General features: G+C 68.5%; 12 protein-coding genes. 7 read left to right on the top strand and 5 right to left on the bottom strand.

Annotated features, from left to right (window positions below; genetic code table 11):
• Positions 1 to 47: 47 nt before the first annotated feature.
• The 4 genes from N2652_01625 to kduD all read right to left on the bottom strand — a co-directional run bounded on the left by N2652_01625 (position 48) and on the right by kduD (position 5,372).
• A complete protein-coding gene (locus tag N2652_01625; GenBank protein MCX7817903.1) occupies positions 48 to 1,190 on the bottom strand; it encodes an iron-containing alcohol dehydrogenase in 1,143 nt (380 codons plus the stop codon).
• A gap of 17 nt (positions 1,191 to 1,207) precedes the next feature.
• On the bottom strand, positions 1,208 to 2,692 hold the full coding sequence (locus N2652_01620; GenBank protein MCX7817902.1) for a sulfatase: 1,485 nt from the start codon (positions 2,690 to 2,692) through the stop codon (positions 1,208 to 1,210).
• Positions 2,693 to 2,756: 64 nt separating this feature from the next.
• Positions 2,757 to 4,559, bottom strand: a complete 1,803-nt coding sequence (locus N2652_01615) for a glycoside hydrolase family 127 protein (GenBank protein ID MCX7817901.1) — start codon at positions 4,557 to 4,559, stop codon at positions 2,757 to 2,759.
• A 57-nt stretch (positions 4,560 to 4,616) separates the two neighbouring features.
• Positions 4,617 to 5,372 (bottom strand): 2-dehydro-3-deoxy-D-gluconate 5-dehydrogenase KduD, encoded by a 756-nt coding sequence (kduD, locus tag N2652_01610; protein ID MCX7817900.1) that lies wholly within the window; start codon positions 5,370 to 5,372, stop codon positions 4,617 to 4,619.
• A gap of 286 nt (positions 5,373 to 5,658) precedes the next feature.
• On the opposite strand from kduD, the gene N2652_01605 reads away from it, so the two are divergent.
• The 3 genes from N2652_01605 (at position 5,659) to N2652_01595 (ending at position 9,552) form a co-directional block, all read left to right on the top strand.
• Positions 5,659 to 7,149: a terpene cyclase/mutase family protein gene (locus N2652_01605; GenBank protein ID MCX7817899.1), complete on the top strand. Its 1,491-nt coding sequence runs from the start codon at positions 5,659 to 5,661 to the stop codon at positions 7,147 to 7,149.
• Positions 7,150 to 7,390: 241 nt separating this feature from the next.
• Entirely contained in the window at positions 7,391 to 8,662 is a 1,272-nt protein-coding gene (locus N2652_01600) for an O-antigen ligase family protein (GenBank protein MCX7817898.1), read from the top strand.
• A complete protein-coding gene (locus tag N2652_01595) occupies positions 8,662 to 9,552 on the top strand; it encodes an aldo/keto reductase (GenBank protein ID MCX7817897.1) in 891 nt (296 codons plus the stop codon). The genes N2652_01600 and N2652_01595 overlap by 1 nt, the downstream gene beginning before the upstream one ends.
• A gap of 514 nt (positions 9,553 to 10,066) precedes the next feature.
• On the opposite strand, the gene N2652_01590 is transcribed toward N2652_01595, so the two are convergent.
• Positions 10,067 to 10,471 carry a hypothetical protein gene (locus N2652_01590; GenBank protein MCX7817896.1) on the bottom strand — a complete coding sequence of 135 codons (405 nt, stop codon included), beginning with the start codon at positions 10,469 to 10,471 and terminating at the stop codon, positions 10,067 to 10,069.
• A gap of 151 nt (positions 10,472 to 10,622) precedes the next feature.
• Here N2652_01590 and N2652_01585 point away from each other — a divergent pair, with 151 nt between their 5' ends.
• The 4 genes from N2652_01585 to N2652_01570 all read left to right on the top strand — a co-directional run bounded on the left by N2652_01585 (position 10,623) and on the right by N2652_01570 (position 20,376).
• Complete coding sequence (locus N2652_01585) at positions 10,623 to 12,707, top strand: sodium-translocating pyrophosphatase (protein ID MCX7817895.1); 2,085 nt, start codon at positions 10,623 to 10,625, stop codon at positions 12,705 to 12,707.
• A gap of 145 nt (positions 12,708 to 12,852) precedes the next feature.
• Positions 12,853 to 15,603, top strand: coding sequence for a beta-galactosidase (locus tag N2652_01580; protein MCX7817894.1), 2,751 nt, complete (start codon positions 12,853 to 12,855; stop codon positions 15,601 to 15,603).
• Between the two features lie 130 nt (positions 15,604 to 15,733).
• Positions 15,734 to 18,430, top strand: coding sequence for a glycoside hydrolase N-terminal domain-containing protein (locus N2652_01575; protein MCX7817893.1), 2,697 nt, complete (start codon positions 15,734 to 15,736; stop codon positions 18,428 to 18,430).
• Entirely contained in the window at positions 18,427 to 20,376 is a 1,950-nt protein-coding gene (locus tag N2652_01570) for a hypothetical protein (GenBank protein ID MCX7817892.1), read from the top strand. The genes N2652_01575 and N2652_01570 overlap by 4 nt, the downstream gene beginning before the upstream one ends.
• The last annotated feature ends 60 nt before the right edge of the window (positions 20,377 to 20,436 follow it).

The following is a 20,436-nucleotide window of genomic DNA, read 5'->3' as shown; positions in this document are numbered from 1 at the left end:
GTGCGCAGCTCCGATCCGGCGTCCGCGACAGCCGAAGTGCACCGCGCTCATGCGCGGGACCTCACAATCGCGGCGGCGGCATCCGCGTCCACGTCGCCGTCCTCGCCGTAGGCGGCCTGCTGTTCGCGGAACCGCCGCCCGATTTCCTCGGCGGCGCTTTCCGCGTCCACCCCGTACGCGCCCAGTCGAACGGGCATGCCGATGGATTCAAAGAACATCTCCGTCTTGCGGATCGCGTCCTCGGCGGACAGCACCGACCAGACCCGCCGGCCGTACTGCTCGAGCTTTGCGCGTTTCGCCGCGAGGCGGTGCCGCCAGACGCCGGGCAGGATCACCGCGAGGGTCTCGGCGTGGTCCAGGCCGTAGAGCGCAGTCAGCTCGTGGCCGATCATGTGGGTGGACCAGTCCTGCGGAACGCCGCAACCGATCAGTGTGTTCAGCGCCAGCGTCGCGCTCCACATGAATGAGGCGCGCGCATCCCGGTCCTCCGGATGCGCGAGCGTGCGCGGCCCGACCTCGATCAGCGTTGAGAGAATGGCCTCGGCGAGACGGTCCTGCAGCGGCGCGGCGGCGGGCCGGGTGACGTACTGCTCGGTGACGTGCACGAACGCGTCGACGATGCCGTTGCGGATGTAGCGGGCGGGCAGCGTCCGGGTCGTTGCCGGGTCGAGCACGGAGAAGCGCGGAAAGACGTGGTCGGAAGTGAAGTACAGCTTCTCCCGCGTCGCGCGGCGGGAGATCACCGAGTTGCCGTTCGCCTCGGATCCGGTGGCCGGCAGCGTCAGCACGGTGCCCAGCGGCAGTGCGCCGCGGACGATGTCGCCACGGCTGCGGAGGATGTCCCACGGGTCGGGACCCTCGAACACCGCCGCCGCCGCGATGAACTTTGCCGCGTCGAGCACGGAGCCCCCACCAGTGGCCAGAACGAAGTTGAGCCGCTCGCGTCGCACCACCTCCACCGCGCGCCGACAGGTCTCGTACTCGGGATTCGGCTCGATGCCGCCGAATTCCACGAAACGGCGGGCGCCGAGCGCCTCGCGCGTCTGATCGTAGACGCCGTTGCGGCGGATCGATCCGCCGCCATACACCCAGAGCACCGCGGCGTCGCCGGGCAACCGCGAGGCGATCTCGCGGATCATTCCCTCGCCGAACAGGATCTCGGTCGGGTTCCGGTACACAAACGGCAGCATCGTCGAACCTCCGGAAGTCAGCCAAACGGGCGGCGCCCCGGACGGCTGTCTGCGGAGCGCCGCAGCCGCCCCCGTCGCCGTCCGACCGATGCGCCGCGTTCCTCTGACTGCGGACGAGCTGCGGTCTCGCTGGTGGGGGCACGACGCGCGGGCATTGGCGCGCCGACCTCACGCCGCCAGGCCGCCAGCTGCTCGCGCAGCCGCCGCGCGATCTGCGGCTCCACACTGGACAGATCGCGCGACTGCGACGGATCGGACGCCAAATTGTACAGCTCGACGCGGCCGTCCTCAAACCATTCGATGAGTTTCCACGGCCCTTCGCGGATCGCGCCGGCCGGTGTGGTGCGCCAGAGGTTGCGGCCGCTGCCGAGGTAGCCGGGGAAATGCCAGAAGAGCGCGCGCGGCGGGATCGTGCCGCCAAAGAAGAGCGGGGAGATGTCCACACCGTCCAGCGGCTGGCCGGGCGGGCGCGGTGCGCCGCAGAGCGCGCAAAGCGTGGGGTAGAGATCCACCGAGATGATCGGCGTGTCGCAGACGGTGCCCGCCGGGATTCGGCCGGGCCACCACGCGATGAACGGCACGCGGACCCCGCCCTCGTAGAGCGAGCCCTTGCCGTGTCGCAACGGCGCGTTGTCGGTGATGTCCTCCTTGCCGAGCCCCTCCCGCGCATAGCCGCCCACGCCGCCGTTGTCGCTGGAGAACATCACCAGCGTGTTGCGGTCCAGCCCCAGCCGCGCGAGCGTCGCGACCACGCGGCCGACGCTCTCATCGAGACTCGCAATCATCGCCGCGTACACCGGGTGATGGTGACCACCAACGGGCGGGCGACCGCGAAACCGTTCGATCAGCGACGGCTTCGCCTCTAGCGGTGCGTGCACCGCAAAGTGCGCCAGCACCAGAAACAGGGGATGGTCCCGGTGCTGCTCCAGAAACGCGACGGCGCGGTCGGTCAAAAAGTCCGCGAGTTCGACGTCCGCGGGGACGTTGGTGGGGGGAGTGGTGCGAAACGCGAAGTGACGCCCCATCGAGGTGATCGCCTCGTCGAAGCCCTGCGCGGCGGGATGATGTTCCGGACCGTCGCCGAGATGCCATTTGCCGAAGTAGCCGGTCCGGTAGCCGGCCGCCTTCAGCGCTTCGCCCACGGTGACGATCGCGGGATTGAGCCGTTGCACGTTCTCCACTGGCACCAGCGGCCGCATCGAGGTGTCGAACCGGTCGGTGCCGCCGACGGTGTAGATGCCGGTGCGTGGGCCGTACTGGCCACTCATCAGCGCCGCGCGGGTCGGCTGGCAGTTCGGGCCGGCGGTATAGGCGTGGGTGAAGCGCATCCCCTCCGCCGCCAGCCGGTCGATCGCGGACGTTTCGTAGAACCCCGATCCCTGGCATCGCAGGTCGCTCCAACCCAGATCGTCGGCGAGGATGAAAACGACGTTCGGCTTTGGGGCCGCGGTTCCGTTCAGAGGGCAGAGCAGGGCGATCGCCAGAGCCAGTCGTCGCTTCATCGGCCGGCTGTTCCTTCTCTCGCACAACGTGCGGGCCGGCCGTTTAGTGTGGGGGTGGGGTAGCTCAGCGCGGTTCGAACGTGAACCAGTACACCCACTCGGTGTCGTCGCGCAGGCCCGTCTGCTCGGCGATCGGGCGCAACCACGCAAGCTGGGGCTGGACCGGGTAGCCGCCTGGTCGGAATGGCAGTCCGCGGTACGCGACAGGAGCCGCGAGCCGCGGGCTGCGACGCACGGCCTCGTCCGGCGCGCTCGGCAGGACCGGCGCGTTCGGAAGGCCCTCCACGAGGATCCGGTTCCGATGGCGCGGTTCGTCGAACCAGGACGGACTGCCCGACGGTTCCACGCCGAGCACCCACGGTCCCACCATGAACGCGACTACATCCTTGCGCTCCGGATGCGGCACCGCCCGCGTGCGGAGACGGTACCGTATGGTGATCGTGTCGCCCGCGCGCCAGACGCGGTGCAGCGTGCGCCAGGCGCCGGCTCCTTCCGCCGCCCCCGGGGGCGAGAGGCTGATCTCCAGGTCCTCCGCCCACGGCGGAACCCGGATGCCGAGCAGATGTTCGCGCCCGTCGGACTCAACGACCTCGAGCCGGCAGGTCGCGTCACGCTGCAGCGTGGAGCGGGCGCGCACCACCAGCCCGGAGGCGACTGCCTCGCCACTGAACGGCAAATCGTAGTAGAGCGCGCCGCCCTCCGACCGAAACACCGCGGCGGCGACGTCCGGGAATGTGCGTAGGCCGTGCAGTGTGCAGCACCACCACGCGCGGGCAGAGCCGTGGGCGATGCTGACCGCGGAAAAGGCCACGTTGGTCGCACCGCCTTTCGGCGCGCGCAGCACCGCGCCGCCCATGCCATCGGGCGAAATGGTGCGGTGGCCGAAGTCGCCGGTGGAAAACTGGTTCATCGAAAACTCGTTGAACAGCGTGTGTTCCGCCGCGTCCAGATAGGCGGGTTCGCCGGTCGCCTGCCACAGCGCCAGCGAAAGCCGCACCCAGTCGGCCTCCGAGCAGCCTTCGTCGCGCATCACCATGGGCCGGAACGCCTCGGGAATGCAGCCGTGCGGCGCCAGCAGGTTGCCAGTGGCCAGGACGCGGTGCCACAGACTGGTCGCGCGGGCGAGCCACTCGGTCTCGCCGGTGACCGCGGCCAGCCGCACCATGCCGCGGGCTGACGTCAACAGGCCGTGGCTGTGCTGGCCCTCGTGCAGCCGGACGCGACGGGCCATCTCGCGGGCGACGTCGAGGTAGCGCGGCTCGCGCGTCGCCTCGTGCAGCGCGGCAAGCCCCTCAATGATCTGGGTCCAGCAAATGTAGCCGACCGCATGCTGGTCGCCCGAAAACTCCTCCATCACCACGTCGTTGTTCAGGCGCGGTGCGACCGCGACGATGAAGTCGGCCAGCCGCCGCGCGCAGGCGAGCGCGGCGGCATCACCGCGAAGCCGCGCGTACTCCGCCAGACCAATCAGCAGCCGCCCGTTGCCCCACAGCAGCGCCATGTGCGGCTGCGGCCGGATCGGACCTTCCGGAAATGCGTCGCCGAAGAAACCCTCCGGTTTCTGCGCGGCGGGCAGCCGGGCGACGACCTCGTCGAGGATTGGAAACTTCTGACCGAGGTGGCGCTCCACCACGACGAGCGCCTCAATGAAGCGGCCGGAGACGTCGCCGCTGAACTCGGTGAACCGCCGCTCGTGGCGGGGCAGCGCGTCCGCGAGCACGAACGCGACGTCGTACACCGGGGGGCCACCGTCGAGCACGCGGGACAGCGTCATCATCCAGCGGCTGGTCAGGTCGTCCGGCGGTGGAATCGCGCCGCCGGCGGTGATCGCTGCGCTCATCGCCAGGCTCAACCATCGAACGGTCATGTGGAGTCCTCCGTCCTCAGCCTCTGCGCGACGGTCGCGTGCTGGGAGGCGTGCGGCTCACCGCGCAAGCCAGCCGCCGTCCACCGCCAGCACGGCGCCGTTGACGTAGTCGGACGCCGACGAGGCCAGAAATACCACCGCGCCGGCCAGATCCTCCGGCACGCCCCAGCGGCCGGCGGGAATCCGGGCGAGAATCTCCGCGTTGCGACGCTCGTCGGCGCGCAGCGGCGCGGTGTTGTCCGTCGCCATGTAGCCGGGCGCAATCGCATTGCACTGAATGCCCAGCGGGGCAAGCTCGTTGGCGATGATGCGAGTGAGCCCGAGAAGCCCGCTTTTCGCCGCGGTGTATGGCGCAACACGGATGCCGCCCTGAAACGACAACATCGAAACCACGTGGATGATCTTGCCGGACCGGCGCTCGACCATGTGCCGGGCGGCGGCCTGACTCAGCAGAAACGCGGCGGTGAGGTTCACCGCCAGCACGTCGTCCCAGTCGCGCTCAGTGACCTCCAGAAACGGCGCCCGCCGAATGATGCCGGCGTTATTCACCAAGATGTCCAGCCGGCCGAACCGTTCCAAGGTTTCTCGCACCGCCGCCGACGGCGCACTGCGGCTGGCCAGGTCGAACGCGAGGACCTCGGCACGGCGGCCGAGCCGGCGGATGCTCTCCGCGGTCTCCGAGCAGTCGCGCGTTGCAAGCGCCGCGACATCCGCGCCCGCCTCGGCCAACGCCAGCGCCATCGCCCGCCCCAACCCTCGCGAGGCGCCCGTCACCAGCGCCACCCGTCCGTCCAGACGAAACCTGTCCAAGATCATCCCAGTGGTTCCCGATGCCGTTGTATATCACGCGCGGACGTTGCTGGCGACCAGCCCCTCTGCCTTCGCGCCTCCAGGTCCGATGGGCGCCGCAGCTCTCCGGTGGGACGGCCGCCCCTCGGGGACGGGTACCGGTTGCATCGCGGCAGTCGGTGGGGCTATGTTGGGTGCTGATGCGGCAGCTCCCGAGCTTCGCGGCCGGGGACCGACAGGATCGCAGAGCGGGGCTGCGTCCAACTTGTGAGTTTGGCGTGAAGAAGAGACGGCGACAGGAGTGATGGCCATGAGCAGTGAACCGAATCCCGTCGAGACCGCGTCTGCGGAAGAGAAACCCCGGCGGAGACTAGACCCGCGCCTTCAGCTGATCATTGATCATTTGTGGGGGCCCACTGGCTCGGTGATTCTGCACATCATCGTAGTGATCTTTCTGATCAACCTGGTGATCACGCCGCAGAAGATCGAGCGGGCCGAAATCGAGGTTCAGGTCATCGAGCCCGAGGAGTCGAAGCTGGAGGAGTTCAAAAAGGAGCTCGAGCAGCTTCAGGACATCGAGGTGGACATCAAGCCGCCGGAGGCGGAGATGGTGGCGGAACAGCCGCCGGAGATGGATCAGCCCACCGCGAACACGCCGAATGATGAGCTGGCGGCGCTGGACATTTCGTCCGACGTTCAGAGCCCCCTGATCATGAAGGGGCTGCTGGCTGGACGCACCGCTTCGGGCCGGATGAGCGCGCTGAGTAAGTACAATCGGCGTTTTGCAGGGGAAACCGAGCAGGCAGTGATCAAGGCCCTGGAGTGGCTGAAGAACCACCAGCTTCAGGACGGCTCGTGGTTGAACGAGGGAGGTTCGAGAAACGCGGTGGCGATGACAGGTCTGGGACTCTTGTGTTTTCTTGCCCACGGCGAGACCCCGGCGACCTCCGAGCGGTACGGCCCGACGGTGGACCGTGCGATCAAGTTTCTGATCAGCAAGCAGAAAGAAGATGGCAGCTTCGACGGCAACTCCTATGCGAACGGTATTGCGGTGTATGCGATTTCGGAAGCGTATGCGCTGACAAGAATCCCGTCGCTGCGAACGGCGATGGAAAAAGGGATTGAGAGGATCATTCGGGGCATGCAGGACACGGGTGGCTTTACCTACGGCTATGAGAAGAATGGCCGGCGGGACACCTCGGTGGCCGGGTGGCAGGCGCAGGCGATGAAAGCGGCGTATATTGCCGGAGCCGACGTGCCGGGTCTGGCCGAAGCGTTACAGCGTTGTGCGAACGGCTTCAAGATGAACTACATCCCGGAACAAGGGCGTTTCCGGTATGCGCCACAGCCGGGCAAGGCGGAGGGGAGTAATCCGACGCTGGCCTGTACCGGGATTGGAACGTTGTGCTTGCAGTTGCTCGGGCATGCGTCCTCGCCGGAAGTCGAGGGGGCGCTGAAAACGCTGGAGCAGCATGTTCCGAACTACAAAGCTCCCGAGGGAACGACGAGGCCATTGTATTCGTGGTACTACATTACGCAGGCAATGTTTCACAAGGGGCGCGGCACGTGGGACCGGTGGAACAACACCTTCGCGAGGGAGATGGTGCAAAATCAAAACGAGGATGGCAGTTGGGTGTCCACTGGCAAGGAGGAGGTCGACTACGGCAAGGTGTACGGCACAACGTTCTCGGCGTTGAGCCTGATGGTGTACTACCGGTTCCTGCCGACCTATCAGCCGATTGCGGTCGAGGAAAAGCCCACCGAAAAGTCGAAAGACGATGTGATGGTTGAGGTGATCTAGCCCCGCCGGTGGAGGGGCGCCGGAGAGAACGCGGGGGGGCGGCGTTTCAGGGGCACGAACGGCGGGCGGAAGGGAGGCCGAGTCCGCACGTAGGGCTCGGGTCCCGACAAACCGAGTGGGCTGACGTATCCTCGCGAGGGGTACGGCCGCCGGCGCGGATGTTGCGAGCAAACGATGCGGCCGTGGCTGCTGAAGCGGGGTGGGTTGCGTTGTGCCTCTGGCTGCCTTCAGAATCCGCGCGATGAAGGGGCCGCCCATCGTTCAGCAGTGGTTTGAAGGTTGCCGGACCGCGGGCGTGTCGGGATTTGTGCGGCTGGCGCTGGCGGCGGTGATGTTCTGGCTGCCGGTCTCGATCGCGGCGGCGCAGGCGTCGGCGGTGGCCGCGATTGCGGGATGGGCCTGGACCGCGGTTCGGCGGCGCTCGAGCTGGTGGCTTCGCGAGCCGCTGTGGGCTTGGGCATTTGCGTTTTGGGTGGTGGCCGCGCTGAGTGCGGTCTTCGGCTGGCGTCCGGCCGTCTCGTTGCCGAAGCTGCACCGGGCCGCCTGGTTTTTGCTACTGGCGGCGGTTCCGGATTCTCTGCCCGACTCGCCGGCGGAGCGAGAGGCGGCCCTGTGGCGCCTGGTTTGGGCATTGCTGGGCGGCTGCGCGGTCGCGCTAGCTCTCCATTTTGTGCGCCTGGGCCGGGCAATCCTGCAGGTGCCCCCAGGGGTGGACTGGTTGTTCTGGATCTACCATCAGGGCAGCATGCGTACCCCACAGTTTCACATGGTGGCGATGCTGCTGGTGCTGGCCGCTTGCACAACGGGTGCCTGGAGGGGGCCGCGTCGTGCGGCGGCGCTGGGATGGATCAGCAACGCGGCGGGCGTTGTGCTGCATTTCAAACGGGGCGTGTGGCTGGCCACGGCGGGAGGGCTTCTTGCGCTGCTCGCGGCGGGGTGCCGGCTTCGTCCGCGCGTGGCCGCGGCCGTCCTGGTGGGCGTCGCCGCGCTACTGTGCTGCCCGCCAGTGCGCTCGCGCGTTTGTGACGCGCCGCGACAGTTTCTCGGGCGTGGTGGGCGATGGGAGCTGTGGACGAGCGCCGTGCCCCGCATTTTGGAGATCAATGGCCGGGGCTATCCCTTTGGGCTGGGGTACGGCGGGATGAAAAACTATGAGCTGCGACATCACGTCCCCGGTATCGAGACAAAACTGAGCCATGTGCACAACAACGCGCTGCAGGTGCTGCTGGAAACCGGGTGGGCCGGCCTCGTCGTCTGGTGCGGATGGATGGTTCACTGGCTGGTTCGCGCTGCCGGTGACGTTCACCGCGGCTCGGTGGCCGGAGCGCCACCCACTGCGCTGGGGCGCGGCATTTTCGCGGCTGCGATCGCCCTCTTGCTCAACGGTGTGGTCGAGTATAACTTTGGCACGGGCACCGTGCTGATTCTGATGGCGATGCTGATGGGCTGCACGCTCGCGCTGGGTCGGTGGCGCTCAACAGAACCGGCCGGAGCCGGCGAAAGGAGCGAGTGATGAATCCGAACCTCCAGTGGAGCCGCCGCCGCTTTCTCACGCAGACCGCCGCGCTCGCCGCCACTTCCGCCGCTGCGGCGGCAGCGTCCCGGCGGACGGCCACCGATCTGGTTCCGCTCGGCACAACGGGGCTGCGCATCAGCCGACTCGGCATGGGCACCGGCTCCAATGGTGGCCGCGTGCAGTTTGACCTTGGCCAGTCGGCGTTCAACGACCTCGTCCGCTACGCGTTCGAGCGCGGCATCACCTATTTCGACTGCGCGAAAAGCTATCGAACGCTGCCGTGGATTGCCGAGGCGATCGCGCCGCTGCCTCGCGAGAAGATCTTTCTGCTGACGAAGATCGGCGGCAAACCCGAGAAACCCGCTGAGGAAATCGAAAACCTGCTGCGCGTCTATCGAACCGACTACCTTGACTGCCTGCTGGTCCACTGCCAGGTCACCCACACGTGGACGGACGATCAGAAGCGCCTGATGGACGCGATCGACGAGGCACAGTCGAAAAGGCGGGTTCTCTGCAAGGGTGTGTCGTGTCACGCGCTGCCGGCGCTGAAGGTCGCGGCGGAGTCGGAGTGGGTTCAGGTGAACCTTGTGCGCATCAATCCGCAGGCGCGGCACATTGACGGGCCGACACCCCGTTGGGACGCGCAGGGCACGGACATCGCGCCGGTGCTCGAGCAGCTCCGCGTGATGCGCCGCAACGGCCACGGCGTGATCGGCATGAAGATCATCGGCAATGGCGATTTCCGGGACCCGGCCGATCGCGAAAAGTCCATCCGCTTTGCGATGTCGTTGCCGGAGGTGGACGCGATCACGATCGGGTTCAAGAGCCGCGCGGAAATTGACGAGGCGATCGAGCGGATGAACCGCGCGCTGGCGGAATCCACCTGAGGGGGCTCGGCGGCCTCCTGCAGACGACTGGCTCGGGGTGCTCTGTAGCGGGCGAGCCGTATGCGCAACCGCCCGTCCGCCGTGTGCGGTTGAGAGTTTCGGCCCTGTTGCGTGAGACGAGCCGGTGCTCCATTCGCATGGGCGCGTGGAGGAGGTAAGAGAGGTGGGTTTCGACCGTCGTGAGTGAGGCTACGGCGGTCGGGCGGGGTGGGCGAAGCGCGCGGGGAATGGCGGCGACCATACGGGTGACGGGGGTCTAGCGCTGGGCCTCTCCTCTGCGCGAAGTGGCAGGCCGGGCGCGCAGCACGAAACGGGTTTTGGGGTCCAATCTTTGGAGGACCGATGACCTGCGGTGTCCATCGATTGGAAAAAGTCGCGCGGTTGCGATATTCGGCCGGCCCTCACCTCGCGGGAGGTGACTGCTGGCCCTCGGGCAAGATCTGCGCTGCACGAGGCCGGACGCAGAGGCCCCGGGTCGGGAACAACGGCGCGGCCAGGGACGGCCGCGGCGGGCTCAGCGCGACGGTGGGCCGGCACGAGAGCGCTCGATCACTGCGACGTTGCGCTCGCGTCGGATGTAGAGCCCTGCGGTGGTGGCCAGCAGCTCGAGAGCCTGACGGACGGTTGGACGCGTGAGTCGCAGCGTGAGGCGCATCGCGCCCAGCGTGCCGGCGGCGTCGTCCTTCAGGATCAAGTTCACGCCGACACCTTCCGGGTCGGCTTCGCGGCTGCGATCGCGGATCCACGCGAGGATCTCCGCCAGTGGCGCCTGGCGGAAGTGCATGTCCGGCAGTTCGAGCTCGAAGGCACCGGTCGGCGTCCGCGCGGGCGGCGGAGACGGCACCGGGGAACCGGCGTGGGCCGGCCCCTGAGCGGCCGCGAGTGCGCACACCAGCAACCAGCAAATCGAAAAGCTCATGGCTTGAGCTGCACCTTTGAGTGAACACTCGAGGGGCTGGGGGCGCAAGCGGCTTGACCCGCGCGGGCGCGTTGCCTACCCTGTGGCGGTCTTTTTTTCAGTTCGGGCGGTCGTCGGCCGACCGCACAACGTAAACAGAAAGGCGGCGAACGTGAACATTGAAACGGCACTCTGGGCAGCAGCCGGCTGCGGAGTTCTGGCCCTGCTGTACGCGTATTGGAAGACGACCTGGATCAACGGACTGGATCCCGGTACCGAGCGGATGCGCGAAATCGGCGCGGCAGTGCGCGAGGGCGCGATGGCGTTTCTGGCGCGCGAGTACAAGGTGCTGGCGGTCTTCGTGGTGGTGGTGGCGGCCGTGCTTGCCGCGATCAACAAGGGCCCGGTGCGGCTGGTCGCCGTGTCGTTTGTGGTGGGCGCGGCGTGCTCGGCGCTCGCGGGCTTCTTCGGCATGCGGGTGGCGACGGCGGCGAATACGCGGACCACGAACGCGGCGCGCAAGGGGCTCTCGCCCGCGCTGGAAGTGGCGTTTGCGGGCGGCTCGGTGATGGGGATGTGCGTGGTCGGGCTAGGGCTGCTCGGGCTCTCGATCCTCGCGATGATCTACCTGCGGGTGTTCGGTCACGAGGCTGCGACGCTGCAGTCCACCGTGCTGCCGGTGCTCGCCGGGTTCTCGATGGGTGCGAGCTCGATCGCGCTCTTTGCGCGCGTTGGTGGCGGCATTTACACGAAGGCGGCGGACGTCGGCGCGGACCTCGTGGGCAAGGTGGAAGCGGGGATTCCGGAGGATGATCCGCGGAACCCGGCGGTGATCGCGGACAACGTGGGCGACAACGTCGGCGACGTGGCCGGGATGGGGGCGGATCTCTTTGAGTCGTACATCGGCGCGATCGTGTCCGCGATGGTGCTGGGTGCCGCCGCCGCGGAGCATGCGGTGTCGTTGGTGATGCTGCCGTTTCTGCTGGCCGGCGTCGGCATCGTGTTCTCGATCAGCGGTACGTTCTTCGTGAAGACCCAGGAGGGAGGGAATCCGCAGACGGCGCTGAACATGGGTACCTTTGCGGCCGCGATCGCGACCGCGGTGGTCTCGTATTTTGTGATCCAGCGGTTTGCGCCGGCGAGCTTCTCGCTCGGCGGCGAGGCGACCCACCAGGGCATCGGCATCTTTTATGCGTTGGTCGCGGGACTAGCTGCGGGGGTGATGATCGGGCTGCTCGCAGAGTACTACACGGCCGAGGGGAAAGGCCCGTCGAACAAAATTGCAGCGTCCTCGAACACTGGCGCCGCGACGAACATCATCGCGGGGTTGGGTAACGGGATGCTGTCGACCGGTTATGCGACGGTCGTGCTGGCCGCCGCGCTGGTGGTGGCGTACCAGGTGGCCGGTCTGTACGGCATCGCGATTGCGGGTCTGGGCATGCTCGCGACGACGGGCATCCAGGTGGCGGTGGATGCCTACGGGCCGATCGCGGACAACGCCGGCGGCGTGGCGGAGATGTCGCACCTTGAGAAGGAGGTGCGCCAGCGCACCGACAAGCTGGACGCGTGCGGCAACACGACCGCCGCGATTGGCAAGGGCTTTGCGATCGGCTCCGCCGCGTTGACCGCGCTGGCCTTGTTCGCCGCGTACGGGCAGACCGTCGGCCTCAGCAGCATCGATGTGATGAACCCGAAGGTCTGTGCGGGCTTGCTGGTCGGCGCGATGATGCCGTTCCTGTTCTCTGCCTTCGCGATGCAAGCGGTGGGGCAGGCCGCGCTCTCGATGGTGGAGGAGGTGCGCCGTCAGTTCCGCGAAATCCCCGGGCTGCTGGAGGGTAAGCCGGGCGTTCGCGCCGACTACGCGCGCTGCGTGGACATTTCGACCGCCGCAGCCATCCGCCGGATGACGGCGCCCGCGCTGCTGGGCGTGATCACTCCGGTCGCGGTGGGCTTTCTCTTCGGCAAGGAGATGCTCGGCGGGCTGCTGGCGGGCGTCACCGCGTCGGGCGTCATGATGGCGCTGTTTATGGCCAACGCCGGCGGCTCGTGGGACAACGCAAAGAAGCACATCGAAGCCGGTGCGCACGGCGGCAAGGGGTCGCCCGCGCACAAGGCTGCGGTGGTGGGCGACACGGTCGGCGATCCGTTCAAGGACACCGCGGGTCCGTCGCTGAACATTCTGATGAAGCTGATGAGCGTGGTTTCGCTCGTGATTGCGCCGGTGCTGAAGAACGTCCCGCCACTGTTCTTCCGCTGAGACGGACGGGGGCCGCGGCCTGGTTCGCGTGGGCGTCGCGCGGCAATGTCGCGCGGCGCCCGTGCCGTTTGGGGCCCTCGGAGCGGGCCGATCCCGTAGCCGACCGGCAGGGGATATTCGCGTGGCGCCGTGCCATACTGGGCGCATGAAGCTTCAGACCGTGCGGCGGGTCGTGGCGGTGATGATTGTCTCCGTCGCGTCGGCGACGGCGGGCTCGTCGCGTCCCCTGCTGCGCCTTTCGTTAGAGGTGCCGGACACCGCCGAGCCAGGTCTCGTGATGCCGTCGGCCGGCGACGGCGTGCACGAAGCGGACGTTGTGGAGGGGGTGGCGGTGCGACGGCTGAGCGGCGGCTCGTCGCGCTACGTTTACATCCGCGTCACGCATCCGGCATGGACGAACGGGCCGGTGGATGCGTGGGCCGTGTTTGAAGTGTACGACGACCGAATCGCCGGCATCGCGCTGCAGTACGACCGGGCGCCCTCCGACGCGGGCCCGGCGGACCGGTACGCGAAGTCGCCCGAGACCCGCTGGCTTACCGGTACGCGGCAGTGGCGGCGTCTTGTGTTTCCGATGCCGGCGTTGGCGCTTCGGGGGGGGCAGAACCACCGCGCGGACTTCCGGCTCTGCGCCCCCGGCATTGCGGTGCGGGCGGTGGAGCTTCATCCCTCACCGCCCCCCGGGGCCGACGCTCCGCCCCCGGTGCTGCCGCGCGCGGTCCGCCCGCCCGGCATGGAGTTGACGTTCGGCAATGATGCTGGCCGGGATGACGCGGCCGTCTATCGGGCGCTCTCCGTTTCGAGCGTGGAGAGCTACGTGGACTGGGCCGGCGTCGAGCCCTCGCCCGGGCGATGGACCTGGTCCCGATGGGATGCCCAGCTGGCTACGCTCGAGGCGTCGGGCCTGCGATGGGTGCCGTTTCTGATCGCGGGGCCCGCCTACGCGACGCCGCTGTGGTTTCAGCAGTCGTCGGCATCCCGGTTCTACCGATGTCTGGAACACCAGCGTGAAAGTCGTGTCCAAAGTCTGTTCAACCCTCATCTGCCAGACCAGATCGAGCGGTTCATCGCCGCGTTTGCGCAGCGGTATCGGTCCCGCGGCACCCTCGAGTCGCTGCTGCTCGGCATCACCGGCATCTACGGGGAGAGCATCTACCCTGCCGGTCCGGAGGGGGGCTGGACCGCTCGGCTGACGGGTCCCTACCACAATCACACGGGCTGGTGGGCGGCCGACGAAGACGCAGTTGCCGCGTTCCGTGCTGCGATGCGGGCACGCTACCGCGAAATCGCAGCGCTGAACCACGCCTGGGGGACCGCGCTGGATTCGTTTGAGCAGGTGACGACATTTCTTCCCGATCGTGCGCCGTCGGACCGTGCGCGCGCGGACTTTGTGGAGTGGTATCAGCAGGCGATGACGGACTGGTGTGTCCGGTGGGCCGAGATCGTCCGGCGACACTTTCCGGACCTGCCGGTTTACCTGTGCACTGGTGGGGGGGGTGACCCAGTGCTCGGGGCCGACTTCACCGCCCAGGCGAAGGCGATGGCACGGTTGGGGATCGGTATCCGCATCACCAACGAAAGTGGCGACTACGCGCAGGACTTCACGCTGACCCGCGAGGTCGCCACCGCGACACGGGCGTATCGGACGTTCTGCGGTTTCGAGCCGGCCGGAAACGTCTCGGCGACGGGTAACGTCGCACGCATTTACAACGCGACCGCGTCCGGTGCGCGTCAGCTTCACGCGTATGCGGACAACATCGTCGCCGACGCAACCGCGATGGAGCTCTTTCGGCGGTGGGTGCCGATGCTTGCGCCGCGGACACCGCGCACGGAGCTGGCGCTGTATTTGCCGCGCGAGACCTGGGCGCTGGATCCGGCGGCGAACGAGCGCCTGCGGGCGATTGCGCGCGAGCTGCGCGACGTCGCGGACCACGACCACTTGACCCGCCTGACAGTGAGCGATGGACATCTGCGCGGGTATTCCGCGCTGCTGGTTGCAGAGGCGGAGGTGATCGAACCGGCGGTCGCGGACGAAATCGAGCGCTGGGTGCGGGATGGCGGCCTGCTGCTCGTCGCGACCCGTACAGGGCGCCCGCCGGGATCACGGCTGTACGATCTGGCGCAGTGGCGGGCCCGGATGCTGGTGCAGTTCACCGGCGCACCGCCGCGTTTCGTGGAGCCGCGCCTCGAGGGGCCAGTGCCGGATCAGTGGCGGTTGGACATTGGCTCGGGGTCGGACAGCCCGTGGCTCGAAGGCGATTGGCACGGCCCGGAAAGGCGCGGGGAGGGCACGTGCCGCTGGACAGGCCGGCGCGCGGTCGTGAGGGTACCGTCCGAGCCGGGCACGCCGGGTCGCGGCGCAATCGAGCTCCACGTGCCCGCGCCGGCTCTCAAGGAGGGGCCAGTCGAAGTACTGGTGGATGGGCGGAGGGTTGCAGCGGTCAACCAGCCGGGCTTGCGGGTGGTCGACTTCGAAGTGTCAGCCCCGATCGCGCGGGGCCGGCTCGCCGAGCTGGAGCTGCGCTGTTCCGTATGGCGACCCTCCGAGGTCTCGGGCTCCTCCGACACGCGGCAGCTGGGCGTTGAAGTGCGGCAGGTGGTGTGGCGACGGCTCGCGGGAGGCGGAACGCCGGCCAGCGCGGTGTCGGTGGTCCGGGAGGTGTCGGACGAGGCCGTTGCGGCGGCGACCCGGGGGGTCGGTCGTGGCCGGACGGTTCATCTGGAGGGGCTGGCTGCGCGGCCGCGGGAGCTTGCGCAGGTGGTGGCGCATATGTTACCGGACCTCCCAGATCGCCGTCTGGACGGGCGATATGCCACGCGCACCACAGACGGCGTGCTGTGGCTGGACCCCTCGCTTCCGCGGATCTGGCTTGAGCGGGATGGCGAAACGGGCAGGTGATTGAACTGCCCTTTGGCGAGGATGCACCGGCGCTGAGCATGGGGTTGGGAGGGGCCGCCGGGGAGCCGCCTGCCCGGGTGAGGGATGGCCGCGGGGTGGTGCTTGGCAGAAGGCCGACATGCGGGCGAAGATGAGCCAGATGACTCGTTCGTTCTCATCTTGGCGGGCCGCGGCGGTGTGTGGGGTGCTGGTGACAGCGGCGCAAGCCGAGTGGGCGCTCTGGTACGATCGGCCGGCGCGGGTATGGGCGTCAGAAGCGCTGCCGATCGGCAACGGACGGCTGGGTGCGATGCTGTTTGGCGAAGTCGCCACCGAGCGCGTGCAGTTCAACGAGGACAGCCTCTGGACTGGCGATCAGAACCCCTCCGGTGATTATGCAACGATGGGCGCCTATCAGAACTTTGGCGAGGTGTGGATCGAAAGGGAGGATGGAGCGGAGGTCAACGTCCGTTGTTCGAGCGGGCACCGGCCGTTTTATGCCCATGAGGACGTGGCCAGTTCGGTCGATGGAAACCCCGCAACGAAGTGGTGCGTGGAGCACGGTGGGCGGCCGGTGGTCTGGGAGCTGCAGCTGGCCTCCGCCCACACGGTCACCGCGTATGCGATCACCAGCGCAAACGACGTGCCCGCCCGCGATCCTCGCGTCTGGACGCTGGAGGGCTCGACCGACGGCCGGCAGTGGACGCTGATCGATCGGCGCACGAACGCCGCACCGTTTGCACGGCGTCATCACACCTTGCAGTTCCGGCTTTCGACGCCGGCGGTTGGCCAATGGTATCGCTTCGTGTTCGAGCCGCCCCGGGGGGACGCGCGATTGCAGATGGCGGAGATCCAGCTACTGCCGGACCGTCGCCCGCCGGTGCGGCGCACGCTGCGGCTCGACGAAGGCGTTCACATCGTGGAGTTCGATCGCGACGGCATCCGCCATCGTCGGGAGGCCTTTGCAAGCCATCCCGATCAGATCATCGCGTGGCGATGGACGGCCGATCGCCCCGGCGCGGTGAACGCGCGGATCCGGCTGCGGGGCGCACACGAAGAAACGACCACCGCGCACGCGATGGGCCCATTGTCCGGCGAGCTCCGTTTCGCCGGTACGCTGCCGAATGCGCTCCGCTATGAAGCGCGACTGCGCGCGGTCGCCAGCGGCGGGCGGATGGACGTGCGCGACGACTCGCTCGTGGTCGCGGGCGCGGATGAGCTCCGGCTGCTGCTCGCCGCCGGCACCGACTATGCGATGGATCCTGGCCGCGGGTGGCGGGGTGCGCCGCCGGCGCCGCGCCTGGCCGCGCAGCTGGAAGCCACGGCCGCGCGCAGTTGGGATGAGCTGCGGCGGCGGCATGTTGCGGACCACCGATCGCTCTTCGATCGTGTCGCGGTCCGCTGGGGCGAGACACCGGCGGAGATCCGCGCGCTGCCCACGGATCGTCGCCTCGAGCGCTACCGCGCCGGTGCCGCGGACCCGGAGCTCGAAATGCTGCTGTTCCAGTACGGGCGGTATCTGCTGATGGCGTCGTCCCGGCGGCCGGGACTGCCCGCAAACTTGCAGGGGCTCTGGAACGACAGCAACAATCCGCCGTGGCACTCCGACTACCACTCGAACATCAACGTGCAAATGGACTACTGGCCCGCGGAGCCGGCGAACCTGCCGGAGTGCGCGTTGCCGTTTTTCGATCTGGTGCTGGCGATACGGGAGCCGAGCCGTGCCGCGACCCGCGCCGCGTTCGGCAACGTGCGAGGTTGGACCGCCCGCACCTCGCACAACATCTTCGGCGGTCATGGGTGGAAGTGGAATCTGCCCTCGAGCGCGTGGTATGCGCTGCACTTCTGGGAGCACTTTGCGTTCGGGCAGGACACGAATTTTCTCCGCGAGATCGCCTGGCCGGTCGCGCGCGAAATCTGCGAGTTCTGGCTTGACCGCCTGAAAGCGCTGCCGGATGGCACGTTGGTCGTGCCGGAAGGATGGTCGCCCGAGCACGGCCCGGTCGAGGATGGTGTCGCGCACGACCAACAGATCGTGTGGGAGCTGTTCAGCTTTGCGCTTCGGATGAGCGAGCTTCTCGGCGACGATCCCGTCTTCCGCCAGCGGCTCTGCGACGTGCGGGACCGGCTCGAACGGCCCAAAATCGGCCGGTGGGGGCAGCTTCAGGAATGGCGCGTGGACCGCGACGATCCCAACGACCGGCACCGTCACACGTCACATCTGTTCGCGGTGTTCCCGGGCTCGTGGATTTCGCTAGAGGAAACGCCGGAGTGGGCGCGCGCGGCGCGCGTTTCCCTGGAGGCGCGCGGAACGACCGGGGACAGCCGCCGCGAATGGGTGTGGGCGTGGCGCGGCGCACTCTGGGCACGGCTGCGCGAGGGCGAGCGGGCTCACGAGATGCTGCGCAATCTGCTGACGTACAACACGCTGAACAATCTCTTCGGCAATCACCCCCCCATGCAGCTCGATGGCAACTACGGCATCACCGCGGCGATCTGCGAGATGCTGCTCCAATCCCGATGGCCGGCCGGGGGGTCGTACGATCAGGCCGACCTGCTGCTGCTGCCGGCGCTGCCGAGCGCATGGGCCGAGGGCGCTTTTCGCGGTCTGCGGGCGCGTGGCGGCGTGACCGCGGCGCTGGAATGGCGCGATGGCCGGCCGGCGCGCGCGGAGCTCGCGTTCGCCCGACCGTTGCGGATCCGCCTGTGGGCCTCTGCGCCGGTCGCGCGCGTCACTGGCCCGACCGGCGAGTTGCTCGATGTGACGCAAACCCCCGATGGTGGCGCGGAATGGCGCGCGGCGACTGGGCTCCACGAAGTCAGGTTTCGCGCCGTGGTGCCGCAATGAGCCGGCATAGCTGCAGCGCAGCTTTTGGCGCGTGGCTGTTGGGCTGCGCCGCGATCGCGGCCCCGGAGCCCACCGGCAGTGTCCACCGTGCCCGCGCGCTCGCCGAACCGCTGGAGCGTGCCTGGATTTCAGAGGCGGTGGTCACCGCGGTGGCTTCGGTGGCGGAATCCGGCCGGATGCCGGCGTTCGGACGGCTTGCGCTGCACGAAGCGGTGGTGGCCGATCGCTGGGCGGGCCTGGCCGCCGTGGAGGAGGTGGGACTGCGTCTTGCGGAGGCTGCGACCCGGGGTGATCACGACCGAAAGATCCTCGCTGCGGTTCGGAGACTGGGGGGCGCAAGGGGACTGCCTCCGTCCGCGGCGCCGGCGGCCGTTCCGCCTCCGGCGACGGCCGCGGAAACGGCGGCGTGGCTGGCCGCCACCGTGGCTGCCGCCGCGGCCGCGGTGGAGGAGGCGCTCGCCCCGCTGCCGCCGGCGGAGCGCCGGCATATGATCGCGTGGGCGCCGCGGCTGATCGGCGGCTACCGTCCCCAGCTGCCGGTCCGGGAGGACACGCGCGCACAGCTGCAGAACGACGCGGCATTCGTCCGTTTGGCTGCTTCCATCCGGTGGCCCGCGTTCGAGGTGGCGCTGGCCCATCTGGCGTCCCTCGCCTCGTCCGCATCCGTGGCGCGGATCTGGGCGGCGTGGAGTGGCGCGAGCGCCACAGAGCGTTCCGGCTCGGGCGTGCGGGGAGCCGTGCTGCTCGACCTCTCCACGCCGCACGGTCGGGTCTTGGTCGGCGGAGCAGGGGCCAACCGCTACGAGAATGTGCCGGACGCTGCGCTGATTGTGGACGTGGGGGGTGACGACGAGTACGTCGGGCCGGTCGCGGCCGCGGTGGCGGGCCGGCCGGTTGCAATGGTGCTGGATCTCGACGGATGCGACCGGTATGTGGCGCAAGATCGTGGTCTAGGCAGCGGCTGGCTCGGCATCGGCGTGCTGGTGGATCTCAACGGCGCCGACCACTACGAGCTGGGGGCGGGGGGCGGAGGGGTGGGCGCAGGTGGGCTCGGCGTTGTCTACGACGTTGCGGGCGACGACGTTGTGGTCGCGACCGCCTTTTCGATCGGCGTCGGTGTAGCCGGCACGGGTCTGTGGTTGGATCTCGGTGGGAATGACCGGTACGGCGCGCAGGCATTTGCGATGGGTTTGGGGGCGGCCGCTGGGGTGGGCGCGCTGGTGGACACCGACGGCAACGACCGCTACCGCTGCGGCTTTGCGGTGCCGAGCGGCTACAACGCGTCCGAGCGTCCGAACGCCCGGCCGGGCGATCCGGGCTTTCAGTATGACGCATTCGGCCTCGGCCTGGGGCTGGGCCGGCGCGTGCTCTCGCAGGATCCACGTGAGCATGCGGCGTTCGCGCTGGCGGGTGGGCTGGGCATCGTGATGGACCTCGCCGGCGACGACCGCTACGAGGCCTCCAACTTTGCGCTCGGGTGCGGTTACTACTTCGGGATCGGTGTGGCAATGGACGGCGGTGGCGACGACGAATGGACCTGTGCGCGCTACGGGTTGGGCGCCGGTGCGCACGCGGGCGTGGCCCTCTGCGTGGACCGCGAGGGCCGCGACCGTTATGCGACCACCGGCCCGACCTACGCGGCCGGCTGTGCGTGGGATGGTACGGTGGGCCTCTTTCTCGACAACGGCGGCGACGACGAATACCGGTTGGCCGCGGGGGACGGTCCGGCGCTGGCCGACATCGGTTCTTGGAGCGCGTTCGTCGAGCTCGCGGGCGACGATGTCTACGAGCTGCGCAATCATCCCGGCCGCGCCTCACGCGGCGCCGCGACCCTGTTTGTGGATGTGGCCGGTCGGGATCGGTGGTCGATCGCCTCCGGTGACTGCATGACGAACGGCCTCCGTGCGGCCTCTGGCGGTGCGCTCCGTGCTGACCTGTCCGAGTGAGCCGCGCGGGGGTGATCGCCGGCTGGCGACAAGTGCGCGGCCGCCCGTGGTGTGCGCGGG

The organism is Kiritimatiellia bacterium (assembly GCA_026417735.1).
Taxonomy (GTDB): Bacteria; Verrucomicrobiota; Kiritimatiellia; order PWTM01; family PWTM01; genus CAACVY01.
Note: the sequence above shows the minus strand (reverse complement) of the source record. Positions and strands in the feature narration are given on the sequence as shown.